20 protein-coding genes are annotated in these 25103 nt (G+C 64.3%); 7 read left to right on the plus strand and 13 right to left on the minus strand.

Features of this window, described 5'->3' with window-relative positions:
* Window positions 1-197 precede the first annotated feature (197 nt).
* The 4 genes from pcaG to pcaF form a co-directional block, all read right to left on the minus strand.
* Window positions 198-788, minus strand: coding sequence for a protocatechuate 3,4-dioxygenase subunit alpha (gene pcaG / locus BRA1253DRAFT_RS22525; protein WP_007598143.1), 591 nt, complete (start codon window positions 786-788; stop codon window positions 198-200).
* Window positions 789-1490 carry a protocatechuate 3,4-dioxygenase subunit beta gene (pcaH, locus tag BRA1253DRAFT_RS22530; RefSeq protein ID WP_007598144.1) on the minus strand — a complete coding sequence of 234 codons (702 nt, stop codon included), beginning with the start codon at window positions 1488-1490 and terminating at the stop codon, window positions 789-791. It lies immediately after the preceding gene.
* A 91-nt stretch (window positions 1491-1581) separates the two neighbouring features.
* A complete protein-coding gene (locus tag BRA1253DRAFT_RS22535; RefSeq protein WP_007598146.1) occupies window positions 1582-2475 on the minus strand; it encodes a dioxygenase in 894 nt (297 codons plus the stop codon).
* Window positions 2476-2590: 115 nt separating this feature from the next.
* The gene (gene pcaF, locus BRA1253DRAFT_RS22540; protein WP_007598148.1) at window positions 2591-3799 is read right to left on the minus strand and encodes a 3-oxoadipyl-CoA thiolase; all 1209 of its coding nucleotides are present in this window, start codon (window positions 3797-3799) and stop codon (window positions 2591-2593) included.
* 216 nt (window positions 3800-4015) lie between these two features.
* Between pcaF and mutS the strand changes: the two genes are divergently transcribed.
* The gene (gene mutS, locus BRA1253DRAFT_RS22545; RefSeq protein ID WP_007598149.1) at window positions 4016-6754 is read left to right on the plus strand and encodes a DNA mismatch repair protein MutS; all 2739 of its coding nucleotides are present in this window, start codon (window positions 4016-4018) and stop codon (window positions 6752-6754) included.
* Between the two features lie 109 nt (window positions 6755-6863).
* On the opposite strand, the gene BRA1253DRAFT_RS22550 is transcribed toward mutS, so the two are convergent.
* The 6 genes from BRA1253DRAFT_RS22550 to BRA1253DRAFT_RS22575 all read right to left on the minus strand — a co-directional run bounded on the left by BRA1253DRAFT_RS22550 (window position 6864) and on the right by BRA1253DRAFT_RS22575 (window position 13174).
* Window positions 6864-8540, minus strand: a complete 1677-nt coding sequence (locus tag BRA1253DRAFT_RS22550; RefSeq protein ID WP_007598150.1) for a PAS domain-containing methyl-accepting chemotaxis protein — start codon at window positions 8538-8540, stop codon at window positions 6864-6866.
* 359 nt (window positions 8541-8899) lie between these two features.
* On the minus strand, window positions 8900-9709 hold the full coding sequence (locus BRA1253DRAFT_RS22555) for a hypothetical protein (protein ID WP_007598151.1): 810 nt from the start codon (window positions 9707-9709) through the stop codon (window positions 8900-8902).
* Between the two features lie 66 nt (window positions 9710-9775).
* Window positions 9776-10285, minus strand: coding sequence for an OsmC family protein (locus tag BRA1253DRAFT_RS22560; RefSeq protein WP_007598152.1), 510 nt, complete (start codon window positions 10283-10285; stop codon window positions 9776-9778).
* A gap of 70 nt (window positions 10286-10355) precedes the next feature.
* Complete coding sequence (locus tag BRA1253DRAFT_RS22565) at window positions 10356-11141, minus strand: ABC transporter ATP-binding protein (protein WP_007598153.1); 786 nt, start codon at window positions 11139-11141, stop codon at window positions 10356-10358.
* Between the two features lie 4 nt (window positions 11142-11145).
* The gene (locus BRA1253DRAFT_RS22570; protein WP_007598155.1) at window positions 11146-11991 is read right to left on the minus strand and encodes an ABC transporter permease; all 846 of its coding nucleotides are present in this window, start codon (window positions 11989-11991) and stop codon (window positions 11146-11148) included.
* Window positions 11992-12202: 211 nt separating this feature from the next.
* Window positions 12203-13174, minus strand: a complete 972-nt coding sequence (locus tag BRA1253DRAFT_RS22575; protein WP_007598156.1) for an aliphatic sulfonate ABC transporter substrate-binding protein — start codon at window positions 13172-13174, stop codon at window positions 12203-12205.
* A gap of 187 nt (window positions 13175-13361) precedes the next feature.
* Here BRA1253DRAFT_RS22575 and BRA1253DRAFT_RS22580 point away from each other — a divergent pair, with 187 nt between their 5' ends.
* Window positions 13362-16151, plus strand: coding sequence for a [protein-PII] uridylyltransferase (locus BRA1253DRAFT_RS22580; protein WP_007598158.1), 2790 nt, complete (start codon window positions 13362-13364; stop codon window positions 16149-16151).
* 142 nt (window positions 16152-16293) lie between these two features.
* On the opposite strand, the gene BRA1253DRAFT_RS22585 is transcribed toward BRA1253DRAFT_RS22580, so the two are convergent.
* Window positions 16294-16824, minus strand: a complete 531-nt coding sequence (locus BRA1253DRAFT_RS22585) for a methylated-DNA--[protein]-cysteine S-methyltransferase (RefSeq protein ID WP_007598160.1) — start codon at window positions 16822-16824, stop codon at window positions 16294-16296.
* 9 nt (window positions 16825-16833) lie between these two features.
* Here BRA1253DRAFT_RS22585 and BRA1253DRAFT_RS22590 point away from each other — a divergent pair, with 9 nt between their 5' ends.
* From BRA1253DRAFT_RS22590 to BRA1253DRAFT_RS22600, 3 genes are all read left to right on the plus strand, one after another.
* Window positions 16834-17277 (plus strand): DUF1304 domain-containing protein, encoded by a 444-nt coding sequence (locus BRA1253DRAFT_RS22590; RefSeq protein WP_007598162.1) that lies wholly within the window; start codon window positions 16834-16836, stop codon window positions 17275-17277.
* Window positions 17278-17412: 135 nt separating this feature from the next.
* Window positions 17413-18639 (plus strand): ABC transporter substrate-binding protein, encoded by a 1227-nt coding sequence (locus BRA1253DRAFT_RS22595; RefSeq protein WP_007598163.1) that lies wholly within the window; start codon window positions 17413-17415, stop codon window positions 18637-18639.
* A 270-nt stretch (window positions 18640-18909) separates the two neighbouring features.
* Window positions 18910-20136, plus strand: coding sequence for an ABC transporter substrate-binding protein (locus BRA1253DRAFT_RS22600; RefSeq protein ID WP_007598165.1), 1227 nt, complete (start codon window positions 18910-18912; stop codon window positions 20134-20136).
* A gap of 60 nt (window positions 20137-20196) precedes the next feature.
* On the opposite strand, the gene BRA1253DRAFT_RS22605 is transcribed toward BRA1253DRAFT_RS22600, so the two are convergent.
* Window positions 20197-20622 carry a DUF1330 domain-containing protein gene (locus BRA1253DRAFT_RS22605; protein ID WP_007598167.1) on the minus strand — a complete coding sequence of 142 codons (426 nt, stop codon included), beginning with the start codon at window positions 20620-20622 and terminating at the stop codon, window positions 20197-20199.
* Window positions 20623-20788: 166 nt separating this feature from the next.
* Here BRA1253DRAFT_RS22605 and BRA1253DRAFT_RS22610 point away from each other — a divergent pair, with 166 nt between their 5' ends.
* Entirely contained in the window at window positions 20789-23002 is a 2214-nt protein-coding gene (locus tag BRA1253DRAFT_RS22610; RefSeq protein WP_007598169.1) for a transglycosylase domain-containing protein, read from the plus strand.
* A 352-nt stretch (window positions 23003-23354) separates the two neighbouring features.
* Window positions 23355-24014, plus strand: coding sequence for a hypothetical protein (locus BRA1253DRAFT_RS22615; protein ID WP_035993812.1), 660 nt, complete (start codon window positions 23355-23357; stop codon window positions 24012-24014).
* Window positions 24015-24189: 175 nt separating this feature from the next.
* Here the strand turns inward: BRA1253DRAFT_RS22615 and BRA1253DRAFT_RS22620 are convergent, their stop codons facing one another.
* Window positions 24190-25029 (minus strand): M48 family metallopeptidase, encoded by an 840-nt coding sequence (locus tag BRA1253DRAFT_RS22620; protein ID WP_007598172.1) that lies wholly within the window; start codon window positions 25027-25029, stop codon window positions 24190-24192.
* Between the last annotated feature and the right edge of the window lie 74 nt (window positions 25030-25103).

Consider the following 25103-nt stretch of genomic DNA (forward strand, 5'->3'; position numbering starts at 1 on the left):
AATGGGGCCGCGCCGAATCCCACGGACCCTAGAGGATTACGGTAAACACGGGATTGCTTCGCGCAGAAATTGCATCGCGCGAGCTCCGAAAAAATACGGGAAACGGCGTCAGGTGAACGGTTTCGGGCAGCGAAATCAGGCCCGTCCTCCGCTGTCGTCCCGGATCGGCGCTCCGCCTGACCGGGACGACGCTGGGGTCACACGTCGAAAAACACCGTCTCGTTGTCGCCCTGGAGCCGCAGGTCGAGCCGGTACACCGGCTTGCCGGCCTCGCGCACGGCCGTCAGCGTGGCGCGGCGGTCGGCCGGCACCACCGCCAGCACGGGATCGGCAGCATTGCCGGCCTCGTCGCTGAAATAGATGCGGGTATAGAGATGCCGCAGCATGCCGCGGCCGAACACCGCAAGCAGGATATGCGGTGCCTGCGGCTTGCCGTCGGGATCGGGCACCGCGCCCGGCTTGATGGTTTCAAAGGAATAATTGCCGTCCTTGTCGGTGCCGCAGCGGGCAAAGCCACGGAAGCTCGCATTCGGCAGCGCGCGTTTGTCCTGCGGATCGGCGAAGCGCCCCTGCGCATCGGCCTGCCAGATCTCCAGCATGGCATCGGGCACGGCGACGCCATCGCCGTCGAACACGCGGCCCTCGATGCGGACACGCTCGCCGGTGACGTCGGGCGTTAGCGTCGAGTTGGTAAACGCGTCATTCCAGGCGTACTCGCCGGTCGGCGTCAGGCCGTATTTGAAGAACGGGCCGACGGTCTGCGACGGCGTGATCCCATTGTCCTGCACTTAATGGTTCTCCATAGGGGTGGCGTTCTTGCCGCGCAGCACGACATCAAAGCGGTAGCACAGCGCCCATTCGGGCTGGGTGTTCTCGAGATCGAACGATGACACCATCCGCGCCCGCGCCTTTTCGTCCGGCACCGAATTGAAGATCGGATCGAACGGGAATAGCGGATCGGCCGGGAAGTACATCTGCGTCACGAGACGCGTGACAAAGGAATGGCCGAACACCGAGAGGTGGATGTGGGCGGGACGCCAGGCGTTATGATGGTTGCCCCACGGATAGGCGCCGGGCTTGATGGTGACGAAGCGGTAATAGCCCGCAGCATCGCTGACAGTGCGGCCCGCGCCCGTAAAGTTCGGATCGAGCGGCGCCGGATGCTGGTCGCGGACGTGAACGTAACGGCCGCAGGAATTGGCCTGCCAGATCTCGACCAGCGAGTTCGGCACGCCGCGGCCGTCCTCGTCGCGCACATGGCCGTGCACGATGATGCGTTCGCCGAGCGGCTCGCCGGTGTGTTGGGTGGTGAGGTCGCTGTCGCCCTCGCGCACGGTCTCATGGCCGTAGACCGGGCCGGTCAGCTCCGACAGCGTATGGCGCATCGGGATCAAGGGCTTGTTCGGCGCGCGCTTGATCGAGCTCTTGTACTCGGGCGACAGCGGCAGCGGATGCGCCGTGTTGCTGTCGACGGGATAGATCAATGTCATTGGCGAACTCCTCCCCGGCCTTTTTCCGACCGGTCAACGCTTCCGCCAATCATTATAGGATATAACTAATTGGGGGAAGCGGCTTTGAGCCCTATTTGATCGGCGGACGCGGCAGGACGGCCTCGCCGGCTTCGAGCCGGTAGACATGGTCGAGCGAATACCATGGCGTCGCGACGTCGCGCTCGCTCGGATGTGGCGTGTCATGGCGCAGGAACTTGCCGATCAGCGCCTTGGTCACGCCGAACTGCACGTCGCTGTCGATATGCGGATCGGCGGGGTCGTAGACCTGCGAGATCAGCACCTTGAATCCGGGCTTGAAGATCAACGCATGCAGGTGCGCGGGACGATAGGGATGCCGGCCTTGCGCCTCCAGAAGGCGGCCGACCACGCCGTCGGTCGGAATGGGATAGCCGACCATCATCACGGAGCGGAAAGAGAAGGCTCCGTCGTGGTCGGTCGTAAACTTGCCGCGCAGGTTCATGTCGGCCTGCTCGGGGTCTTGGTTTTCATAGAGACCCACGGGCGATGCGTGCCAGACATCGACCTCGGCGCCGGCGACGGGACGGCCGTCCTTGTCCACGACGCGGCCGTTGACGAACAGCGGCGCGCCCGGCGTCTCGGAGCGGACGATCGATCCCCCATTTTCCACCCGCGGCGAGTTCAATCGCCAGAACGGTCCGAGCAGCGACTGGTCGGTTTCCGTGTTGCCCTGGTCGCCGTTGTTCAGCAGGCACACCAGCGGCGAGACGCCGAGCGAGCCTGCCATCAGCACGACCTCGTTATGCGTGTCGGTCGAGAGCTTGCCGAGCTCGGCGATGACAGCCGTGGCGTCGCGAAACTCTTTCTCCGTCAGGCGAACGTCGCGGACGAAGGCATGCAGGTGCTTGACCAGAGAGACCATGATCTGGCGCAGCCGCGGATCTGACGTCCGCTCCATCACCGCCAATGCCGCGGCCGTGACGTCCTGCTCGCTCGCGATGATCATGGCACGGTTTTCTCCCTGTCGTTCCGGGGCAGCCCGAGGGCTGAACCCGGAATCTCGAGATCCCGGGTTCGGTGCAAATGCCCCGCCCCGGGATGACGGCACGCTGCGCGTCTCGTCAATTCAGCTTCTCGATCGCGACAGCCACGCCCTGGCCGACGCCGACGCACATGGTGGCGAGCGCCAGCTTGCCGCCGCGCTTCTCCATGCCGTGCACGGCGGTGAGCGCGAGGCGCGCGCCGCTCATGCCGAGGGGATGACCGAGTGCGATCGCGCCGCCATGCGGATTGACGAAATCGGCATCGTCGGCAACGCCGAGCTGGCGCATGCAGGCGATACCCTGCGAGGCGAAGGCTTCGTTGAGCTCGATCAGGTCGAAATCGCTGATCTTCTTGCCGAGACGCTCCATCAGCTTGCGGGTGGCCGGCACCGGGCCGATGCCCATGATGCGCGGCGGCACGCCGGCCGAGGCGAGGCCGAGGATGCGCGCGCGGGGTGTCAGGCCGTGCTTCTTCACGGCAGCCTCGGACGCCAGGATCATCGCGGCGGCGCCGTCATTGACGCCGGAGGCGTTGCCGGCGGTCACCGTGCCGGGATTGCGCACGATCGGCCTGAGCTTGGTCAGGGCTTCCAGCGTGGTCTCGGGACGCGGATGCTCGTCCTTGTCGACTGTAACAGGGCCGGCCTTGCCGCCGGGAATGGTGATCGGGATGATCTCCTCGGCGAAATAGCCGGCCGCGATCGCGGCGCCCGCGCGCTGCTGCGAGCGGATCGCGAAGGCGTCCTGATCGGCGCGCGAGACCTGGAATTCCTCGGCGACGTTCTCGCCGGTCTCGGGCATCGCGTCGACGCCATACTGCGCCTTCAGCAGCGGATTGATGAAGCGCCAGCCGATCGTGGTGTCGAAGATCTCAGCCGAGCGCGAGAACGCTTCCTGCGCCTTGCCCATCACGAAGGGCGCGCGCGTCATGGATTCGACGCCGCCGGCAATCGCAAGCTCGATCTCGCCGGAGCGGATGGCGCGGCCGGCGGCACCGACCGCATCGAGACCGGAGGCACAGAGCCGGTTCAGGGTCTGGCCTGGAACCGAATCCGGCAGGCCCGCAAGCAGGAGCGCCATGCGTGCAACGTTGCGGTTGTCCTCGCCGGCCTGGTTGGCACAGCCGAAGAAGACCTCGTCAACCTGTGCCCAGTCGAGATTGGGGTGCTTGGCCATCAGAGCCTTGATCGGGGCCGCCGCAAGGTCGTCGGCACGCACCTTGGCGAGCGAGCCGCCAAAACGGCCGATCGGGGTCCGCACGGCATCGCAGATAAAGACGTCACGCATCGTTGTTCTCCCTGAATGCCGCGATCCGGCCTAAATTCTTCAATGTCGGCGGAGTTTTAGGAGGGTGCCCGCGGGAGGTCAATTGACCGATACGCGCGTGTTCCTGGGGGTGCGCACGCGAGTTGCGCATGCCGCGGTGCGGACAACGTGGAAAACCTCCCCTCCCCGGCCAAAGCGATAGGAGCGCGGGGCGAAATTTTGTAGGTTGCGCCGCCCATGACAATGCAACAACCGATCCCTGTACCGCCCCCCGACGATACGCCCGCGCCGCAGGCGGAAGCTGCCGCGCGCGTGACGCCGATGATGGAACAGTACCTTGAAATCAAGGCGGCGCATCAGGGCCTCTTGCTGTTTTACCGGATGGGCGACTTTTACGAGCTGTTCTTCGAGGACGCAGAGATCGCCTCCAGGACACTCGGCATCGTCCTGACCAAGCGCGGCAAGCATCAAGGCGCCGATATCCCGATGTGCGGCGTGCCAGTCGAGCGCTCCGAGGATTATCTGCACCGGCTGATCGTCGCCGGGCACCGGGTCGCGGTGTGCGAGCAGACCGAGGATCCCGCCGCCGCCAAGGCGCGCGGCAACAAGAGTGTCGTGCGCCGCGGCGTGGTGCGCCTGGTCACGCCGGGCACGCTGACCGAGGACACGCTGCTCGACGCGCGCGCCAACAATTACCTGCTGGCGCTCGCGCGCGCGCGCTCGTCTGCGGGCGGTGACCGCTTTGGCCTCGCCTGGATCGACATCTCGACCGCCGAATTCACGGTGACGGAATGTTCGGGCGGCGAACTTGCCGCGACGCTGGCACGCATCAATCCGAACGAGGTGATCGTCACCGACGCGCTCTATAACGATCGCGAGCTCGGACAGACTCTGCGCGAGCTGCCGGCGGTGACGCCGCTGACCCGCGACGTCTTCGACGGCGCCACCGCCGAGAAGCGGCTATGCGACTATTTTGCCGTCGCGACCATGGACGGACTGTCCCAGCTGACGCGGCTGGAAGCCACTGCCGCCGCCGCCGCCGTCACCTATGTCGACCGCACCCAGGTCGGCAAACATCCGCCGCTGTCGCCGCCCGCGCGCGAAGCCTCGGGCGCGACCATGGCGATCGATCCCGCCACCCGTGCCAATCTCGAACTGACGCGGACCTTGGCCGGAGAACGCCGCGGCTCGCTGCTCGATGCGATCGACTGCACGGTGACCTCGGCCGGCTCGCGCCTGCTGGCGCAGCGGCTTGCCGCGCCGCTGACCGATGCGGCGGCGATTGCGCGGCGGCTCGATGCCGTCGGCAGCTTCGTTGCTGACTCGGCCGCGCGCGAGGACATTCGCAGCATCCTGCGCGGCGCCCCCGACATGTCGCGAGCGCTGGCCCGTATATCCGTCGGCCGCGGCGGGCCGCGCGACCTCGCCGGCCTGCGCGACGGCATCATCGCCGCCGACCAGGTGCTGACGCGGCTTGACGAACTCGACCAGCCGCCGCAGGAGATCGCCGTGGTGATGGCGGCGCTGCAAAGGCCATCGCGCGAGCTCGCGGCGGAATTCGCCAGGGCGCTCGACGATCAACTGCCGCTGATCAAGCGCGACGGCGGGTTCGTTCGCCAAGGCTATGAGCCTGCGCTGGACGAAACGCGAAACCTCCGCGACGCCTCACGCCTGGTGGTGGCCTCGATGCAGGCGCGCTACGCCGACAACACGGGTGTGAAGGGTCTCAAAATCCGGCACAACAACGTGCTCGGCTATTTCGTCGAGGTCACCGCGCAGCACGGCGACAAGCTGATGTCGGCGCCGCTGAACGCAACCTTCATCCACCGCCAGACGCTGGCCGGCCAGGTCCGCTTTACCACCTCGGAACTGGGAGAGATCGAAGCCAAGATCGCCAATGCCGGCGACCGCGCACTCGGACTCGAGCTCGAAATTTTCGAGCGGCTCTGCGCCAAGGCTCTGGCAATCAGCGAGGAGCTGCGCGCCGCCGCCCACGCCTTTGCGCTGCTCGACGTCGCGACGTCGCTGGCCAAGCTGGCGATCGACGAGAACTATGTGCGGCCCGAGGTGGACGCGTCTCTCGGCTTTGCCATCGAGGCGGGTCGCCATCCGGTGGTCGAGCAGGCCTTGAAGCGCAATGGCGAGCCGTTCATCGCCAATGCCTGCGATCTCTCGCCGGGCCCTGCGCAAAAGTCCGGCCAGCTCTGGTTGCTGACCGGTCCGAACATGGCGGGCAAATCGACCTTCCTGCGCCAGAACGCGCTGATTGCGCTGCTTGCCCAGATCGGCAGCTTCGTGCCGGCGACACGCGCGCGGATCGGCATCATCGATCGCCTGTTCTCGCGTGTCGGCGCTGCCGACGATCTCGCCCGCGGCCGTTCCACCTTCATGGTCGAGATGGTCGAGACCGCCGCGATCCTGAACCAGGCCGGCGAGCGCGCGCTCGTGATCCTCGATGAAATCGGCCGCGGCACTGCGACCTTCGACGGCCTCTCGATCGCCTGGGCCGCGATCGAGCATCTGCACGAGAGCAATCGTTGCCGCACGCTGTTCGCGACGCATTATCACGAGCTGACGGCGCTCTCCGCAAGACTGCCGCGGATGTTCAACGCGACCGTGCGGGTGAAGGAATGGCAGGGCAACGTCGTGTTCCTGCACGAGGTGTTGCCGGGTTCGGCCGATCGCTCTTACGGCATTCAGGTCGCCAAGCTCGCCGGCCTGCCACCGGCCGTGATCACGCGCGCGAAATCGGTGCTGGCGAAGCTGGAAGCCCAGGACCGCGGTCAGACGGCGCGCGCGCTGGCCGACGATCTGCCGCTGTTCGCGGTGCCCTCGCGCGCCGCCGCAGAAGCCGCCCCGCCGAGCGAAGCCGAACTGCTGATGGACGCGGTGAAGGCGCTGCATCCGGACGAGATGTCGCCGCGCGAAGCACTGGACGCGCTGTATGCTTTGAAGGCCAAGCTGCCGAAGGCATGAGGTGCCGTGGGGTGGGTTAGCCGAAGGCGTAACCCACCACTTCCGTCACCGCAGAAACTAAAGAGGTGGGTTACGCTCCGCTAACCCACCCTACCGTTCCGAGCGCTGGCTACGCCCTCGCCGAGATCGCCGCTGCTTCCGCTGCGGCGCGCTGCATGCTGGTCGACATCTCGTTGGTCACCGTGCTTTGCTCTTCGATTGCCGCCGCCGTCGACGTCACATATTCGCTGACGTTGCTGATGGCCGTCTTGATCGAAGCCAGGGCGGTGACGACGTCTCCGGAGATACCGTTGAGGCTACCGATCTCAGCGCCGATCTTGTCGGTGGCCTGCTTGGCCTGGTTGGCGAGGCTCTTGACCTCCGAGGCCACCACCGCAAAGCCCCGACCGGCTTCGCCGGCGCGGGCGGATTCGATGGTGGCGTTAAGTGCCAGGAGGTTGATCTGCCCGGTGATGTTGTTGATGAGCTCGACGATCCCGCTCATCGCCAGCGCCGCTTCAGTGAGGCGCTGGGCCTGGGCATCAGCGGAAGCGACCTGCTCCACCGCGCTCATCGCGGTCTCGCGCGATTTGGTCATGGCCTCGGAAATCTCCCGCACTGAGGCGTTCAGTTCCTCCGAACCCGCGGCGACCGATTCCATCATGCTGCGGACGCGCTCGTTGCCCATGCGGACCAGCACCTGCTTCGTGACGTCGGTCGCATATTTCACGACCTTGAACGGCTTGCCGTTGAGATCCATGATCGGGTTGTAGGAGGCCTGGATATAGACCTCCTTGCCGCCCTTGCCGATGCGCTTGTATTCGGCCGCCTGGTACTGGCCGCGGTTGAGCGCGGCCCAGAACTCGCGATAGCCATTGCCATCGCGCTCCGAGGGCTCGACGAACATGCTGTGGTGCTTGCCTTTGATCTCCGCCAGCGAATAGCCGAGGGCACCGAGGAAATTGGCATTGGCGGTGATGATCGTGCCGTCCATGTTGAACTCGATCACCGCCTGCGCCTTCTCGATCGCCGCGATCTGGCCGGCGAGATCGGCGGTCTTCATCTTCTCGGCGGTGACGTCGGTGGCGAACTTGGCGACGCCAAAGGGCTTGCCGTTCTCATCGAGTAGCGGATTGTAGGAGGCTAGAATCCAAACCTCGCGGCCGCCCTTGCCGATGCGCTTGAACTCGCCAGCCTGGTATTCGCCGCGGTTTAGCTTGGCCCAGAACTCGCGATAGGCCGCGCCGTCGCGCTCGGCCTGGGGCACGAACAGGCTGTGATGCTTGCCCTGGATCTCGGCAAGCGAATAGCCGAGCGCCTTGCAGAAATTCTCGTTCGCGGTGACGATGGTGCCGTCGAGCTTGAACTCGATCACGGCCTGGGCGCGGCCCACAGCAGCGATCTTCGAAGCGTCCGTCATGCTCCGGATCTTCTTCTCGGTGATTTCGGTCGCAATCTTGGCGACCATCACCGTCTTGCCGTCGCCGTCGAGCACCGGATTGTAGGATGCTTCGATCCAGATCTCGCGGCCGCCCTTCGCGATCCGCTTGAACTCGCTTGCCTGATACTCGCCGCGGTTCAATGCGGCCCAGAACGCCTTGTACTCGGCGCTATCGCGCTGATCGGCCGGCATGAACATGGCGTGCTTCTTCCCCTTGATTTCGTCGAGGGAATAGCCGAGGGCATTCAAGAAATTTTCGTTGGCGTGAAGGATCGTGCCGTCCATGGCAAACTCGATCATGGCCTGCGAGCGCCCGATGGCTGCGAGCTGAGCGTCCGCGTCGTTGCGGGACTTGCGACCAAACATCAGTGAATCTCCAAAATCATGAAATTGCGTGACGGGATCAGGGGACGTGACGGCGCGGCACACGCACCGAATTCCAATCGAAAATTCCGCCGGTAAACTCGCGTTGCGAAGACCGAGGCGGGTACGCAAGATGATTCAATACCTATAAGACTCGAATAAAGTGCTAACGAATTCTGGGAAAGGCGATGGCCGACAAAGCAGCCTAAAGCTGTACGACGGCACGCCTTACACGCTGCTCGGTCCGCGCTGAATTGAAATGGCCTTGGTCCTTCAGGGGTTTGAAGGAAAGCGTCTCGTGATCGGTCATGGCGAGTTTGCTACGGAAGAATCCGGCGACGCCGTGCCGCATGTCCGTAGTGTCACGGTGCTTGCCGCGCCTTGTGCAACGTACTGCGCCCGATCCCCCATAGAGTAAGGTTCCAAACGATGCATGTGGCGAGTGCAATCCCAAGACCGATGGCTGAACCGAACCATTCCACCGCCACGTGCATTGTGGCGATCGCCATGCCGAATCCGAGCAGGCCCCAGGCGGAGTTGGCGAGCACGGCAGCAGTCGGAGGGCCGCCGATGCGGGGATGCAGGATCACCATGATGCTGGAGAACACCACCGGGTACAGCGCGATGATGCCGCTGATCCGGGGACCGACCCAGCCCGAGGTCGAGACGACGATCGCGACCAGGGTCGCGACCAGCGCAGCCCGCATCGGCACGTCATACCAGCGCCGCGTCACCAGCGGCATCTTCGCGTGGCGATAGCCCGCGAGCAACGGAATGCAGATGCCGAACGCGATCAGATTGGCGGCGAGCCCGGCGGTGAGCGGCCAATCGAACTGCTTGATGATCGATGCGAACACGATCCAGACTGCGACCGCGCTTCCGCAACTCACCAGAAGGCTACGCCGCTGTGCCAGCACCACATAGGTAACGCACATGAAGATCGTCGCTGCATTGACCGGCAAGCTCGACAGTGCGCCCTGCACGATGAAGGCGGCATCGTGGTCGAACGCGAGGAAGACGTAGGATGGTCCGGCCGAGACCGGCAAGGTCGCGACCAGCGCTCCGATCACCGGCCCTGAGCGCTCGGTGATGATCGACGCCGTCACGACGAACGCCGCCGCGACCATCATGCGCAGAACGAGGATGAGGATGAAGTGGAGCTCGGGGGACATTTTTTTCTTTGTCGTCCCGGGCTTCGCCGAGACGACACTAATTGTGGGGCGAGCGGCCTTCGCTCGCTACATCCGCTGCATCGAGACCGAAACCTTCGGGCCGTTCTTGATGGTCTGGTAGACCACGCAATAGCGTTCGGTCAGCTTGAGCAGCAGGTCGAGCTTGTCTTGCGGCGCATCAGTGTCGACCTCGAAGCGCAGACGGATCTCGGCGAAGCCGACCGGGGTCTCCTTGTCGACGCCGAGCGTGCCGCGGAAATCGAGATCGCCCTCGGCGTAGACGTTGCCGGTCTTCAAGCGCACCTCGATCGCGGTCGCGACCGATTTCAGCGTGACGCCGGCGCAGGCGACCAGCGCCTCGAGCAGCATGTCGCCGGAGCAGAGCTCGAGGCCGGAGCCGCCGGTTGCGGGATGCAGGCCGGCCATTGCGATGGCGCGGCCGGTCTCGACCTTGCAGGCGATGCCTTCGCTGTCGGTCGAGCCCTTGGCCTTCAGCGTGATCATCGCGGTCTTGGGATCGGTCTTGTAGCGCTCCTTGATCGGGGCCTGCATCTGGCGCAGTTCTGCGGCGTCCATCTTGTTCTCTCCCGGAAAAATCGTCTCTACGAAGTACCGGCTTGCGATGTACCGGCTCAGAGAGAAATTGTCACCACCACATGGCCTGACCGGGACCCTGGGTTGCGTCACGGTCGGGCACGTTGCGGTCGAGCGAGCGGTCGAGTGACGTCAGCACACTTCGCTTGAAATTCTCGAGCAGCGGCGCATTGCGGTCGCGTGGCCGGCCGAGATTGATCTCGATCTGATCAAACAGCCGGCCCGGCCGCGGTCGCATCACCAGCACGCGGTCGGCCAGCACCACGGCCTCGTCGACGTCATGCGTGACGAGGATGAGCGTCGGCCGCGTGTCGGCCCAGAGATCGAGCAGATGATCCTGGAGGTCCCTGCGGGTGAAGGCATCGAGCGCCGAGAACGGCTCGTCGAGCAAGAGCACCTCGGGCTGCGGCACCAGGGCGCGGGCGATCGCGACGCGCTGTGCCTGCCCGCCCGAGAGTTCGCGCGGCCAGGCCTGCGCTTTCTCGGCGAGCCCGACACGCTCCAGCGCACGCGCCACCTTTTCACGCCGCTCGGTCGCGGGCCCATCGGCAAGACCAAAGCCGATATTGTCAGCGACGCTGAGCCAGGGCAGCAGCCGCGGCTCCTGGAAGATGATGCCGATCTTGGCATGCGGCGCGGCGATCGCCTCGTTGTCCAGCGTCACCGTGCCCGAGCTTGCGCGGTCGAGGCCCGCAATGGCGCGCAGCAGCGTGGACTTGCCGCAGCCCGAGCCGCCGATGATGGCGACGATCTCGCCTTGCCTGATCTCGGCGGAAAAACGCGCCAGCGCCTGCACGCCGTTGGGATAGGTCTTGCTGACCCGATCGAGCGCCAGCATCGCCCTATGCTCCCGTCGTACGCCCGAAGGCGTCCTGCCAGCGCAGGAAGGGCGCAGCCGCGATCTCGATCAACCAATCCGTGAGCTTGCCGAGGATCGCGAAGATCACGATGGCGGCGAGGATCTGCGCGGGCTTGCCGAGCTGCTGGCCGTCGAGCAGGAGATAGCCGAGCCCTTCGGACGCGCCGATCAACTCGGCCGCCACCACGAACATCCAGCCCAGACCAAGACCGACGCGCAAGGACACGACATAGGCCGGCAGCACCGCAGGCAGCAGGATACGGCGGATCATGGCAGGTCCGGAGAGACGGAAGGTGCGACCGACCTCGACGATCTTGCGATCGACCATGAGGATCGCGCCCATCACGCCGAGATACACAGGGAAGAACACGCCGACCGCGATCAGCGCAATCTTGGAGGTCTCGAAGATGCCGAGCCAGAGGATGAACAGCGGCACCCAGGCCAGCGATGGAATTGCGCGCAGCGCCTGCACGGTCGGATCGAGCAGCCGCCGCGCCAGCGACCAATAGCCGGAGATGGCGCCGAGCAAGGTGCCCGCGACCACGCCGAACGCAAAACCAAGACCGACGCGCCACAGTGTCGCGGCGATGTGACGGACCAACTCACCGGAGCGGGCAAGATCAGTGATGGTGGCGAACACGCGCGAGGGCGGCGGCACCAGCCGGCCGTTGGACCAGCCGCGCCAGACCAGGAACTCCCAACCGAGCGCGAGGGTGAGCGGCAACAACACACCCAGTATCGGCCGTGCATAGCGCGAGACCCGCGAAGGCGCGGCGGCGCCTTCAGCCGGTTCCGCGGTTTGTTGCAGCACTGGCGCGTCGGAGATCATGGCCGGTAGGAAGCGCGTCTTGTGCAAGATTGCAACACTACTCTTGCCACGCCCTCCGCTGCTTTTCCCTGCTCCCCTTGCGGGAGAAGGTGGCGCGAAGCGCCGGATGAGGGGTTCTCTCGGCTCGCAATACTGATCGTGAGGAAAGAACCCCTCACCCGCCTCGCTTCGCGAGGCACCCTCCCCCACAAGGGGAGAGGGAAAGAGCCCCTCAATTCGTTGGCAACGGCACCTGGTCGTCGATCAACGCATCCAGCGTCGCCTTCACATCGACCTTGGCGTCGACGACGCCGGCCTGTTGCAGTGCGAGGCCAGCGGCGAGGATCGATTCACGCTGGGGCGCGCCGATGCGGCTGTGAGTGAGCTCGGTGCGCTCCTTGAGCTGCTTGTCGACGACAGGCTCCGGCAGCTTGGTCACGGCGATGAAGGTCTTCTTGAGCTCGTCGTAATTCGCCAGCGAATATTTGCGCGCCTCTTCGTAAACGGCGAGCACGCGGCGGGCGGCGTCCGGATAGTCCTTCAAAAACTGCTCGCGCACATTGAGGATGCCCCAAGTGTTGGCCTCGGCCTTGCGGTAGAACAGTTTCGCGCCATCCTCGACCTCGGCCTGCGCCATCATCGGATCCAGCCCGGCCCACGCATCGACGTCGCCGCGGATCAGCGCGGTCTTGCCGTCGGCGTGCTGGAGCAGCACCGGCGTGATGTCCTTTTCGGTGAGACCTGCGCCAAGCAGCGCGCGCACCAGGAAAATATGCGGATCGGTGCCGCGCGTCACCGCGACGCGCTTGCCCTTGAGGCCGGCCACATCGGCGATCTTGGAATCCTTTGATGTCACCAACGCCGTCCATTCGGGACGCGAATAGACGTAGATCGACTTGATCGGGTTGCCGTTGATACGTGCGACCAGCGCCGCCGAGCCCGCGGTCGAGCCGAAATCGATCGAGCCCGCATTGAGGAATTCGAGCGCCTTGTTGGAGCCGGCCGACTGCACCCAGGTGACGGTGATGCCGTCCTTGGCGAACTCCTTTTCCAGGAGCCCCTTCTGTTTCAGGACCATCGACACCGGATTATAGGTCGCCCAGTCGATACGGATTTCCTTGAGTGGATCCGCCGCCCGCGCCGCGGGGGACACGGCAAGAGCGACCGCTCCCGCCAGCAGTATGCGTCGTGTAATCCTGGTCATGCCCGGCCTCCTCGAAACTTCATTGTTTTTCAATGAGTTAGATCTAGAGGTCAACGAGAAAATCCGCCCCTCGAAAGCGCGCCGGCCGAGAACAGCTTTACCCAAAGCCGCACCTTTCCAGCATGGAACGACTATTGCGAGAGAATGGCGGGTGACAGCGCCTGCCGCCTCTTATATCCGGTGAGACATGGACAGCGTCGCGACTGAGCACAAGGCCGAGGTGGACGATCGCTTCGACACCGCGCGGATCACCGCCGCGGTCGATGCGCTTGCCGAGAAGCACCAGGGACGCGAGGACGCGTTCCGCACCGCCATGGCGCAACTGCTCAAGGCCGAGCTGATTGCGTCGCGCGCCGCGGCACAGACGATCCTGCTGAAGGACCGTCACGGCCGGCGCTGCGCCGAGCGGCTGTGCCACGTGCAGGACGAGATCATCCGCATCCTGTATTCGGCCGCGACCCGCCATCTCTACCGCTCGCCGATCCCGAGCGGTGCCGAGCGCATGGCGGTGGTGGCGACCGGCGGCTATGGCCGCGGCCTGATGGCTCCCGAGTCCGACATCGATCTGCTCTTCATCCTGCCCTACAAGCAGACCGCCTGGGGCGAGCAGGTCGCCGAGGCCATCCTCTATTGTCTTTGGGACATGGGGCTGAAGGTCGGTCACGCCACCCGCTCGGTCGACGAGTCGATCCGGCAGGCGCGAGGCGACATGACCATCCGCACCGCGATCCTGGAGACGCGCTTTCTTACCGGCGACCGGCCGCTCTATGACGAGCTGGTCGCCCGCTTCGACAAGGAGGTCGTGCAAGGCACTGCGTCGGAGTTCGTCACCGCCAAACTCGCCGAGCGTGAGGAGCGGCATCGCCGCGGCGGTCAATCGCGTTATCTGGTCGAACCCAACGTCAAGGACGGCAAGGGTGCGCTCCGCGACCTGCACACGCTGTTCTGGATCGCAAAATACGTCTACCGCGTGAGCGACACCGACGAGCTGGTCGACCGCGGCGTGTTCGACGCGCAGGAATACCGCACCTTCCGCCGCTGCGCCGACTTCCTCTGGTCGGTACGCTGCAATCTTCACTTTTACTCCGGCCGCGCCGAAGAGCGCCTCTCCTTCGACCTTCAGCGCGAGATCGCGGTCCGGCTCGGCTACACCTCGCACCCCGGCATGCAGGACGTCGAGCGCTTCATGAAGCACTACTTCCTGGTCGCCAAGGAAGTCGGCAACCTCACTGCCATCCTCTGCGCCAAGCTCGAGGACCAGCAGGCCAAGCCCGCGCCGGTGCTGAGCCGGATGATGGCGCGGCTGCGCCCCACCGCGGCGAAGCGGCGGGTGCCCGACAGCGACGATTTCATCGTCGACAACAACCGCATCAACGTTGCGGCGCCCGACGTGTTCAAGCACGATCCGGTCAATTTGATCCGGATCTTCCGCCTGGCGCAGAAGAACAATCTCGCCTTCCATCCGGACGCGATGCGCGACGTGACGCGTTCGCTTGGCCTGATCAACGCGCAGATGCGCGAGAATCCCGAGGCCAACCGGCTGTTCATGGAGATCCTGACGTCCGACAACGCGGAGATCGTGCTGCGGCGGATGAACGAGACCGGCGTGCTCGGCCATTTCATCCGCGCCTTTGGCAAGATCGTCTCGATGATGCAGTTCAACATGTATCATCACTACACCGTCGACGAGCATTTGATCCGCTGCGTCGGCTTCCTTCAGGACATCGAACGCGGCGGCATCGAGGAATTCGCGGTGGCGAGCGACCTGATGCGCAAGATCCGGCCGGAGCATCGCTCCGTGATCTACATCGCGACGCTGCTGCACGACGTCGCCAAGGGCCGGCCCGAGGACCACTCGATCGCCGGCGCCAAGGTGGCGCGACGGCTCTGCCCGCGGCTCGGCTTCAGCCCGGCCGACACCGAGCTCGTGGCCTGGCTGATCGAGGAGCATCTGACGATGTCCACGGTCGCACAATCGCGCGATCTCTCCGACCGCAAGACCATCGAGAATTTCGCCGCCGTGGTGCAGTCGGTCGAGCAGATGAAGCTCTTGACGATCCTGACCACCGCGGACATCCGCGGCGTCGGCCCGGGCGTGTGGAACGGCTGGAAGGCGCAGCTCTTGCGCTCCCTCTACTACGAGACCGAACCGGTGCTGACGGGCGGCTTCTCGGAGGTTGACCGCGGCAAGCGCCTCACGGCCGCATACGCCGAATTCCGTAACGCCTTCGCGGAATGGCCGGCGGAAGAGCTCGACGCCTATATCGGCCGGCACTATCCGGCCTATTGGCTCAAGGTCGAGCTGCCGCGCAAGATCCGCCATGCGCGCTTCGTCCGTGCCAGCGAGCAGGCCGGCCACAAGCTTGCGATCAATGTCGGCTTCGACGAGGTGCGTGGCGTCACCGAGCTGACCATCTTCGCCGCCGACCATCCCTGGCTGCTGTCGATCATCGCGGGTGCCTGTGCCTCGGCCGGCGCCAACATCGTCGATGCCCAGATCTACACCACGACCGACGGTCGCGCGCTCGACACCATCTCGATCTCCAGGGAATACGACCGTGACGAGGACGAGGGACGGCGCGCCACGCGCATCGGCGAGATGATCGAGGACGTGCTGGAAGGCAAGCTGCGTCTGCCCGAGGTGGTGGCGCGGCGCACCGTGCGCGGCAAGGCGCGGCCGTTCGTGATCGAGCCGGAAGTGACGATCAACAACCAATGGTCCGACCGCTACACAGTGATCGAAATGTCCGGCCTCGACCGACCCGGCCTGCTCTATGAGCTGACCACCGCGATCTCGAAGCTCAACCTCAACATCGCCTCGGCCCATGTCGCGACCTTCGGCGAGCGCGCCCGCGACGTGTTCTATGTCACCGATCTCCTGGGCGCGCAGATCAGCGCGCCAACACGCCAGGCCGCGATCAAGAGCGCGCTGACCCATGTGATGGCCGGCGACAAGGCGGTTCAGCCGGCGGCGTGAGGGCGGCTGCGCACCTCTCTCCTCGCGTCGTTCCGGGGCGTCGCGCAGCGGCGAACCCGGAATCCATCGTGCCACTGGTGACGCGGAGAAATGGATTCCGGGTTCGCGCTACGCACGCCCCGGAATGACCACAGGCGGATATCTAAACCGCCACGCCTTCATGCCGGAGCAACCAACGCTTGCGCGCGAGGCCGCCGCCATACTTCACCAGAGAACCATCGGCGCCGATCAGACGGTGGCACGGCAGCACCACGCTGATCGGGTTGGAGCCGTTGGCATGGCCGACGGCGCGAATGGCTTTGGGCATGTCGATCCTGGCAGCGAGCGCGCCGTAACTCATCGTGGTGCCGGCAGGGATTTGCGTCAACGCATTCCAGACCTTCTGCTGGAACGACGTGCCGGCGATGCGCCAGGCGATGCCTGAGAGCTGGCCGAGGTCGCCGTCGAAATAGCCCGACAGCGCGGTCCGCATGGCCGCGGGCGCGGGTTGGTCACTCAGATCCACCACACCGTAATGCAGGCGCAAGAGCTCGCGCATGCGGTGCTCGTAATCCTCCCAGTCGAGCGCGCGCAAGGCGCCCGCGGCGTCGGTGACCAGCAGCGCAATCCCGATCGGCGTCGCCAGCCGATCGAGGCCGAAGGTTACAGGTGGGTTGGTCGGTCGCGCGGGCATTGCAGCACCATGGCATCGAAACACGCCATCGCACTTGCCACGCCCACCGTGCTAACGTCCACCCGAAAGCTGACGCTGGGGGAGCTCAACTTGATCTGGATCGCGAATATTTTGGTGGCGCTGGTCGCCGCACTGCACGCTTACTTCCTGATCCTGGAGATGTTTCTCTGGGACAAGCCGCAGGGCTTGAAGGTCTTCCGCAACACGCCGGAGAAGGCAGCGATCACAAAGGTGCTGGCCGCCAACCAGGGGCTCTATAACGGCTTCCTGGCCGCAGGCCTGGTATGGGGGCTGGTGCACGGCAATCCGGCCTTCGCGTTCCAGATCAAGGCGTTTTTCCTGCTTTGCGTGATCGTGGCCGGCGCTTATGGCGCAGCGACCGTTAGCACGCGCATCCTGATGGTGCAGGCGCTGCCGGCGGCGCTCGCACTGTCAGTCTTGTTCCTGACCTGAGACGCCATAGCGCGGCGCCGCGATCCTTGCGCGTCGCCTGCCGTTCCTCCACAATCTGCGACAGCGATGGCGACCGTTGGCAATCAACGGGACAAGACCGTCGGTCGGAAATTCCGTCAGGAGGAACAACCCCACATGAGCAATCGCAGAGCCTTCATCACTGCCACGGCGGCGCTCGCCTTCGCGTTCTCCGCCAACCAAGCTCTCGCCCAGAAGAAATACGACACCGGCGCGAGCGACACCGAGATCAAGATCGGCCAGACCGTGCCGTTCTCCGGGCCCTATTCCGTCTACGCCAATATCGGCAAGACCCAGGCCGCCTACTTCAAGATGATCAACGATCAGGGCGGCATCAACGGCCGCAAGATCAATCTGATCCAGTATGACGATGCCTATTCGCCGCCGAAGACGGTCGAGCAGGTGCGCAAGCTCGTCGAAGGCGACGAGGTGCTGTTCACCTTCCAGATCATCGGCACCGCCGCGAACGCCGCCGTGCAAAAATATCTCAACGGCAAGAAGATCCCGCAGCTGCTGGCCTCGACCGGCGCCGCGCGCTTCAACGATCCGCAGAACTATCCCTGGACCATCGCCTATAATCCCAACTACGTGTCCGAGGGACGCATCTACGCCAAGTACATCCTCAAGGAGCATCCGAACGCCAAGATCGGCGTGCTCTACCAGAACGACGATATGGGCCGCGACTATCTCGCCGGCCTCAAGAGCGGTCTCGGTGACAAGGCCGCCGGCATGATCGTCGGCGAAGTCTCCTACGAAGTCACCGATCCGACGGTGGACTCGCAGGTGGTCAAGCTGAAGTCGTTGGGCGCCGATCTTTTCTATGATGCCTCGACACCCAAGTTCGCGGCGCAGGCGATCAAGAAAGTCGCCGAGCTCGGCTGGACGCCGGTGCACATTCTCGACATCAATGCGAGCCCGATCTCGGCGACGCTGAAGCCGGCCGGCCTCGATATCTCCAAGGGCATCATCTCGACCCAATACGGCAAGGAGCCCGGCGATCCCCAGTGGAAGGACGATCCGGGCGTGAAAGCCTTCTTCGCCTTCATGGACAAGTATTTCCCCGAAGGCGACAAGCTCAATACCGTCAACACCTATGCTTATTCCGTCGCCGAATTGCTGACGCAAGTGCTGAAACAGTGCGGCGACGACCTGTCACGTGAGAACGTGATGAAGCAGGTCGCCAACATCAAGGACTTCACCCCGAGCTTCGCGCTGCCCGGCATCAAGATCAACACCGGGCCGAACGACTACCGCGTCAACAAGCAGATGCAGATGATGAAGTTCAACGGCGAACGCTGGGAGCTGTTCGGCCCGATCATGGAGGATGCGGGTCCAGCGGGTTAGTTACTGGGTAGGGTGGGTTAGCGCAGCGTAACCGACCTTTTTGATTTCCGCGGAAACAGAAGTGGTGGGTTACGCCCAGCGGACTGCGCTTTGCGCAGCCGCAAGGCTAACCCACCCTACGAACTGAGACGTTGCGTATCCTACGAACTGCGGGCGCACGCCCAACTTGCGTTGCAACAACGCCTCATCCACACTCGCCCTCAGCGGTGACATCAGGTGCGCATGAGCGCACCCGATTGATCACCGGCAATAAACAATGAGGAAATGCGAATGAGGAATGGAATTCTGCATCTGGCCACTGCAACGGCGCTGACCCTGGCGCTGTCGATGCCGGCGGCCAATGCCCAGAAGAAATATGATCCGGGTGCCAGCGATACCGAGATCAAGGTCGGCCAGACGATGCCGTTTTCTGGACCGGCGTCGGCCTATTCGTCGATCGGCAAGACCCAAGCCGCCTATTTCAAGATGATTAACGACCAGGGCGGCGTCAACGGCCGCAAGATCAATCTGATCCAGTATGACGACGCCTACTCGCCGCCGAAGGCCGTGGAGCAGATTCGCAAGCTGGTCGAGAGCGACGAGGTCCTGCTGACCTTCCAGATCATCGGCACGCCGGTGAACGCAGCCGTGCAGAAATATCTCAACTCGAAGAAGGTGCCGCAACTGTTCGCGGCGACCGGAGCCTCGAGGTTCACGGATCCGAAGAACTTTCCGTGGACGATGGGCTTCAACCCCAACTACTTCGTCGAAGGCCGCATCTACGGACAGTACATCCTGAAGGAGCATCCGAACGCCAAGATCGGCGTGCTCTATCAGAACGACGACCTCGGCAAGGACTATCTGAACGGCATCAAGGCCGGTCTCGGCGACAAAGCTGCCAAGATGATCGTGACTGAAGCTTCCTACGAAGTCTCCGATCCGACTGTCGATTCGCAGATCCTCAAGATCAAGGACGCCGGCGCCGATCTGTTCTTCAGCGCCACCACGCCGAAGCAGGCGGCGCAGGCGATCAAGAAGATCGCCGAGATGGGCTGGCATCCGGTGCAGATCGTTGACATCAACGCCACCTCGGTCGGCGCGGTGCTGAAGCCAGCCGGCCTCGACGCCGCCAAGGGCCTGATCAGCGTCAATTACGGCAAGGAACCACTCGATCCGACCTGGAAGGACGATGCCGGCCTTAAGAGGTATTTCGACTTCATGGCCAAGTATTATCCTGATGGCGACAAGGACTCGAACTTCAACACCTACGGCTACAGCACGGCGCAGCTGCTGGTCCATGTGCTGAAGCAGTGCGGCGACGACCTGACGCGCGAGAACGTCATGAAGCAGGCCGCCTCGCTGAAGGACGTGACCAGCGACACCGCGCTGCCCGGCATCAAGGCCAATACCTCACCGACCGACTACCGCGTCAACAAGCAGCTTCAGATGATGAAGTTCAACGGCGAACGTTGGGAGCTGTTCGGCCCGATCATTGAGGATGCGAGTCCGGCGGGTTAGTTCTCGGAAGCAACTGCCTCAACGCCGTCATGGCCGGGCCAGCCCGGCCATGACGGAAAATCAATCCGGCACCTCGCCAAAGTTCTTTCCCACCGGCAGCACCGCGTGCCGAATGAGCCGTGAGTCCTCCACCGCGGCCTGCCGGTGCTTCACCGCTTCGCGATAGACGGGGTCGCGGATCATCTCGACGAAGGCGGCGACGCTTGGGTATTCGGCGATGAAGCAATGGTCCCAGCGCTCAGTCTCCGGGCCGATCAGCATCAGCTCGAATTTGCCCTGCCAGACGATGCGGCCGCCGAGGCGTTCGAACACCGGGCCGCTCTCGCGGCCATAGGCCGCATAGGCTTCCGCGCCGCTCGTCTTGCGGCCGTCCGGATAGGCCGCCTCCTTGCGCAAGCGCACCAGGTTGAGCATGTGGATCGGGCCGGGGCGGTCGTTCTCCCGGAACTGCGAAAAAATCTCCTTGGTCGGATCGATGTGGCCCATGCGTGCTCCCTCTTGTTTATGCCGGCGATCCTAGCTCCGCCGGCAAACCAGCGGAACTGCGGCCAGCGAATGCCGCACCTCCTAATCGCGCGTTAAGCTCTGGGTAACCGGGCCTTAAACAGCGACCGCTAGCGTGCGGCGGGGCGGGCTGACCGGGCGTTTGCGTATGGGGTTGGGAAAGAAAAAGGGTGGGCGGAAGGAGCCGTTGTTCGGCTTGCCTGCGGCACTCGCCGATCTGCGCCTGACCGCGGCCGACCGCATTCCCGGCGGCGATGACAAGCCGAAGAAATCGACGAAATCATCCGCCAAACGCAAGAGCGAGGATGCCGGCGACGAGCCGCCGCGCGAGCGGAAGGCGCCGGCCGGTCGCGGCAGTGCCAAGCGGCGATCCAAGTCACGCATCGGCGCGAACCTTGGCCGCCTGGTCTATTGGGGCGCGGTGCTGGGTCTGTGGGGCGCGATCGCCGTGATCGGCGTCGTGATCTGGGTCGGCGCTCATCTGCCGCCGATCCAGTCGCTCGAGATCCCCAAGCGGCCGCCGACGATCCAGATCGTCGGCATCGACGGCAGCATGCTGGCGCAACGCGGCGAGATGGCCGGCGCCAACGTCTCGCTGAAGGATCTGCCGCAATATCTGCCCAAGGCGTTCATCGCCATCGAGGATCGCCGCTTCTATTCGCATTTCGGCATCGATCCCGTAGGCATCCTGCGCGCGCTCGTCACCAACGTGCTCCATCGTGGCGTGTCGCAGGGTGGCTCGACGCTGACGCAGCAATTGGCGAAGAACCTGTTCCTGACCCAGGAGCGCACCATGGCGCGCAAGCTGCAGGAAGCGGAGCTCGCGATCTGGCTGGAGCGCAAGCATTCCAAGAACGAGATCTTGGAGCTCTATCTCAACCGCGTCTATTTCGGCTCCGGCGCCTATGGCGTCGAAGCCGCCGCGCAGCGCTATTTCGGCAAGTCGGCCAAGAACGTCACCATCGCGGAGGCCGCGATGCTGGCCGGCCTCGTCAAATCGCCTTCGCGGCTCGCGCCGAACCGCAACCCCGAGGGCGCAGAAGCGCGCGCGAAAATCGTGCTCAATGCGATGGCCGATGCCAAATTCATCACCGAAGCGCAGGCGCAGGCCTCGATCGGCCAACCCTCCTACAATGTGAAGCCGGTCGGCGCCGGCACGGTCAACTACGTCGCCGACTGGATCGGCGAGGTGCTGGACGATCTGGTCGGCCAGATCGACGAGAGCATCAAGGTCGAGACCACGATCGATCCGAAGCTTCAGAGCGTGGCGGAAGCCGCCATCATCGACGAGCTCGCGGCCAAGAGCGTGAAATTCAATGTCAGCCAGGGCGCGCTGGTGGCGATGACGCCGGACGGCGCGGTTCGCGCCATGGTCGGCGGGCGGAATTATTCCGAGAGCCAGTACAACCGCGCCGTCACCGCCAGGCGCCAGCCGGGCTCCTCGTTCAAGCCATTCGTGTACCTGACCGCGCTCGAGCAGGGGCTGACGCCCGACACGCTCCGCCAGGATGCGCCGATCGAGGTCAAGGGCTGGAAACCTGAGAACTACACCCACGAATATTTCGGCGCGGTGACGCTGACCCAGGCGCTCGCGATGTCGCTCAACACGGTCGCCATCCGCCTCGGCCTCGAGGTCGGTCCGAAGAACGTGGTGCGCACCGCGCACCGGCTCGGCATCTCGTCGAAACTCGAGCCCAACGCCTCGATCGCGCTCGGCACCTCCGAAGTCTCGATGGTCGAGCTGGTCGGCGCCTACGCACCTTTCGCCAATGGCGGCTTCATGGCGACGCCGCATGTCGTCACGCGGATCAGGACGCTCAGTGGCAAGCTGCTCTACATGCGCCAGGCGGACGAGCACAACCAGGTGGTCGATCCGCGCTATGTCGGCATGATGAACGCGATGATGCGGGAAACGCTGATCAGCGGCACGGCCAAGAAGGCGGAGATCCCGGGCTGGCCGGCGGCCGGCAAGACCGGCACCAGCCAGGACTACCGCGACGCCTGGTTCATCGGCTACACCGCCAACCTCGTCACCGGCGTGTGGCTCGGCAATGACGACAACTCGCCGACCAAGAAGGCGACCGGCGGCGGCTTGCCGGTCGAAGTCTGGTCCCGCTTCATGAAGACGGCGCACGAGGGCGTGCCGGTGGCAGCCTTGCCGAGCTCGCAAGGCAGCTGGGGCCTGTCGAACCTCGCGCAGGCGACGTCGCAGGTGTCCCCGCCAACAGCGGCAGCGCCCGTACCGGCACCGGCCAGCAACGGCGGCTATCGGCCGCCGCCGACGCGCGCCAATGCGCGACCGGAAGCAGCCGCAGGACTCGATGGCTGGCTGATGGACCGGCTGTTTGGCGGAAATCGCTAGGTTCTGCGTGGGTCCTTGTGGCCTCAAAACAAAATCGCGAAAACAACCCCATGCACAGTAGCCAGTGATAGCGGAATCAACGGCTTACGCGAGTCGCAAGACGGCTGATTCTGGCAGCAAGGCCATTTGACACGTCGGGCAAAACAGAACCGTCCCGCCATCATCCCGAACGGGGCAACTATCTCGGCTATCCCTGTTCGCCACCGGTCTCGTCTTCGGCAAGTCCTGCCTACCATGGCGAAATCGACCGATCCCCGCAGCTCCCGGAACGCAAAAAAACCAGTCTCTTCAAGCTCGGGGCGGCGGCCCGGGATTTGCTCTCATAGGTTGAGCAAGTATCGGAGAGCGTTCCATCATGTCAGGTGTATCCAGCGCGGCGTTGCCTCATCTGCGGCCCGCATCAACGTCCGCTTCGAATAGGACATCGAGTCTTCAGCCGGCGGGACCGGATGCGACTGATGCTGCGACCGACGGCTTTCGGATCGACGTCTCGCAGGTCAAGCCCCTGACAGGCGCCAAGTCGATATCCGCGGCGGACAATCCTCACCTGCGCGACCTCATGGCAACGAACTGGCTGATGACCCATGATACGAGCGCGACTCAATCGGCCGTCTCGGACGGTGCACCGGAGAATACCTATGCTCAGGTGAAGGTCGACGGCAAGGTGGTCGCCACCCTGTACAATGGCGGGTCCTCGACGATGACCAACGAGGCGGCTGCAAAGATCGGCAAGCTGGAGGATCCACCCGGTCTGAGTGGACCGGATCTGGCGCAGTGGCGGGCCGATAGCTATGCCGAGCGGCTCGGTGGCACCGTTGAAAAAGCTTCCACCGCGATCACGCAATCGCAATGGACCCCGCGTGAAAGCAGCTCCGCAACCTATAGCCGCGATCAACTCGATGCGGCCTTCCAGGCGATGCTGGCCGAGGGCCAGAAGGCGGCCGCGCAATTGCAGTCATCCTATCTCGCCTCGCGCACGCAGCCGGGGACAAGCGCGGATGTCAGCGCCTGAGCAGAGGGATGAATTGAGTTCGCGCGGACCTCGCCGCATTCTCAACTGTCATTCCCGCGAACGCGGGAATCCAGTACGCCGTGGCCTCTCGGTTCAACAACAACCGCCTCGGAATACTGGATCGCCCGGTCGAGCCGGGCGATGACAGCGGCAGATGGAGGCTGGCAGCGAGGACCTAATCCTCGACCCCGTACCGGTGCAAATCGTTGCCGTACGTATCGAGCCACTTCTTGGCGCGCTCCATCGACGGGCAGACCCTGCCGCAGACGCGCCAGAACCGCGCCGAGTGGTTCATCTCGACGAGATGGGCGACCTCGTGCGCGGCGAGATAGTCGAGCACGTAGGGCGGCGCGAGGATCAGGCGCCAGGAGAACGACAGCGAGCCGGCCGAGGTGCAGGAGCCCCAGCGGCTCGATTGATCGCGGATCGAGAGCCGCTTGACCTTGACGCCGAGCTCGCCGGCATAGGATTCCGCCGCACGCTGAAGGTCGCGGCGAGCCTCGCGCTTGAGGAAGTCGCTGACGCGACGATCCGCATGCTCGACGCCGCCGGCGACGCAGAGAATGCGTTCACCGCTATCGCGCACTTCCGTCCACACCGTACCGCGCGTGCCAGCGCGATGAACGATGCGATGAGAAACGCCGCGAAGCGGTATCACTGTGCCAGGCTGAAACGGTGCGGCCTTCGGCAAACGGCCGAGACGTGCCGCGATCCATGCGCCGTGGCGCTGCGCGAAGTCTTTTGCTTCGGCGAGCGTGCCGCGCGGCGGCATGGTGAGGATGGCTTCGCGATCACTCGGATGAATTCTGAGCGTGTAACGGCGCGCGCGGCGATGCCGGCGCAGTCGAATCGCAAAATATTGCGATCCATGGGTGATCAGGAGGGTCTTCGGCTCGTGGGGCCGCCGATAGAGGAGTGCGCGAGTGGCCATGTCTGTCAGTCCGGGGGGCAGGAGAGCGCCCGGATTCTGCCATAACCGCCGCCAGGGAAAGCGCTCGGCGCAAAAACAAATCATTTGCCCAATATACAGGGGTCTGGCGTCCGGGAGACCCTACAGACTGGGGTTGGAACCGGCTTTTTTCGCCCCCG

This window comes from Bradyrhizobium sp. WSM1253 (genome assembly GCF_000244935.1).
Lineage (GTDB): Bacteria > Pseudomonadota > Alphaproteobacteria > Rhizobiales > Xanthobacteraceae > Bradyrhizobium > Bradyrhizobium canariense.

Bases quoted from the DNA above. Each gene is read 5' to 3' on its own strand.
- pcaH (WP_007598144.1), bottom strand. From the start codon at position 1,490: ATGACATTGATCTATCCCGTCGACAGCAACACGGCGCATCCGCTGCCG.
- BRA1253DRAFT_RS22535 (WP_007598146.1), bottom strand. From the start codon at position 2,475: ATGATCATCGCGAGCGAGCAGGACGTCACGGCCGCGGCATTGGCGGTG.
- pcaF (WP_007598148.1), bottom strand. From the start codon at position 3,799: ATGCGTGACGTCTTTATCTGCGATGCCGTGCGGACCCCGATCGGCCGT.
- mutS (WP_007598149.1), top strand. From the start codon at position 4,016: ATGACAATGCAACAACCGATCCCTGTACCGCCCCCCGACGATACGCCC.
- BRA1253DRAFT_RS22550 (WP_007598150.1), bottom strand. From the start codon at position 8,540: ATGTTTGGTCGCAAGTCCCGCAACGACGCGGACGCTCAGCTCGCAGCC.
- BRA1253DRAFT_RS22555 (WP_007598151.1), bottom strand. From the start codon at position 9,709: ATGTCCCCCGAGCTCCACTTCATCCTCATCCTCGTTCTGCGCATGATG.
- BRA1253DRAFT_RS22560 (WP_007598152.1), bottom strand. From the start codon at position 10,285: ATGGACGCCGCAGAACTGCGCCAGATGCAGGCCCCGATCAAGGAGCGC.
- BRA1253DRAFT_RS22565 (WP_007598153.1), bottom strand. From the start codon at position 11,141: ATGCTGGCGCTCGATCGGGTCAGCAAGACCTATCCCAACGGCGTGCAG.
- BRA1253DRAFT_RS22570 (WP_007598155.1), bottom strand. From the start codon at position 11,991: ATGATCTCCGACGCGCCAGTGCTGCAACAAACCGCGGAACCGGCTGAA.
- BRA1253DRAFT_RS22575 (WP_007598156.1), bottom strand. From the start codon at position 13,174: ATGACCAGGATTACACGACGCATACTGCTGGCGGGAGCGGTCGCTCTT.
- BRA1253DRAFT_RS22580 (WP_007598158.1), top strand. From the start codon at position 13,362: ATGGACAGCGTCGCGACTGAGCACAAGGCCGAGGTGGACGATCGCTTC.
- BRA1253DRAFT_RS22585 (WP_007598160.1), bottom strand. From the start codon at position 16,824: ATGCCCGCGCGACCGACCAACCCACCTGTAACCTTCGGCCTCGATCGG.
- BRA1253DRAFT_RS22590 (WP_007598162.1), top strand. From the start codon at position 16,834: ATGGCATCGAAACACGCCATCGCACTTGCCACGCCCACCGTGCTAACG.
- BRA1253DRAFT_RS22595 (WP_007598163.1), top strand. From the start codon at position 17,413: ATGAGCAATCGCAGAGCCTTCATCACTGCCACGGCGGCGCTCGCCTTC.
- BRA1253DRAFT_RS22600 (WP_007598165.1), top strand. From the start codon at position 18,910: ATGAGGAATGGAATTCTGCATCTGGCCACTGCAACGGCGCTGACCCTG.
- BRA1253DRAFT_RS22605 (WP_007598167.1), bottom strand. From the start codon at position 20,622: ATGGGCCACATCGATCCGACCAAGGAGATTTTTTCGCAGTTCCGGGAG.
- BRA1253DRAFT_RS22610 (WP_007598169.1), top strand. From the start codon at position 20,789: ATGGGGTTGGGAAAGAAAAAGGGTGGGCGGAAGGAGCCGTTGTTCGGC.
- BRA1253DRAFT_RS22620 (WP_007598172.1), bottom strand. From the start codon at position 25,029: ATGATTTGTTTTTGCGCCGAGCGCTTTCCCTGGCGGCGGTTATGGCAG.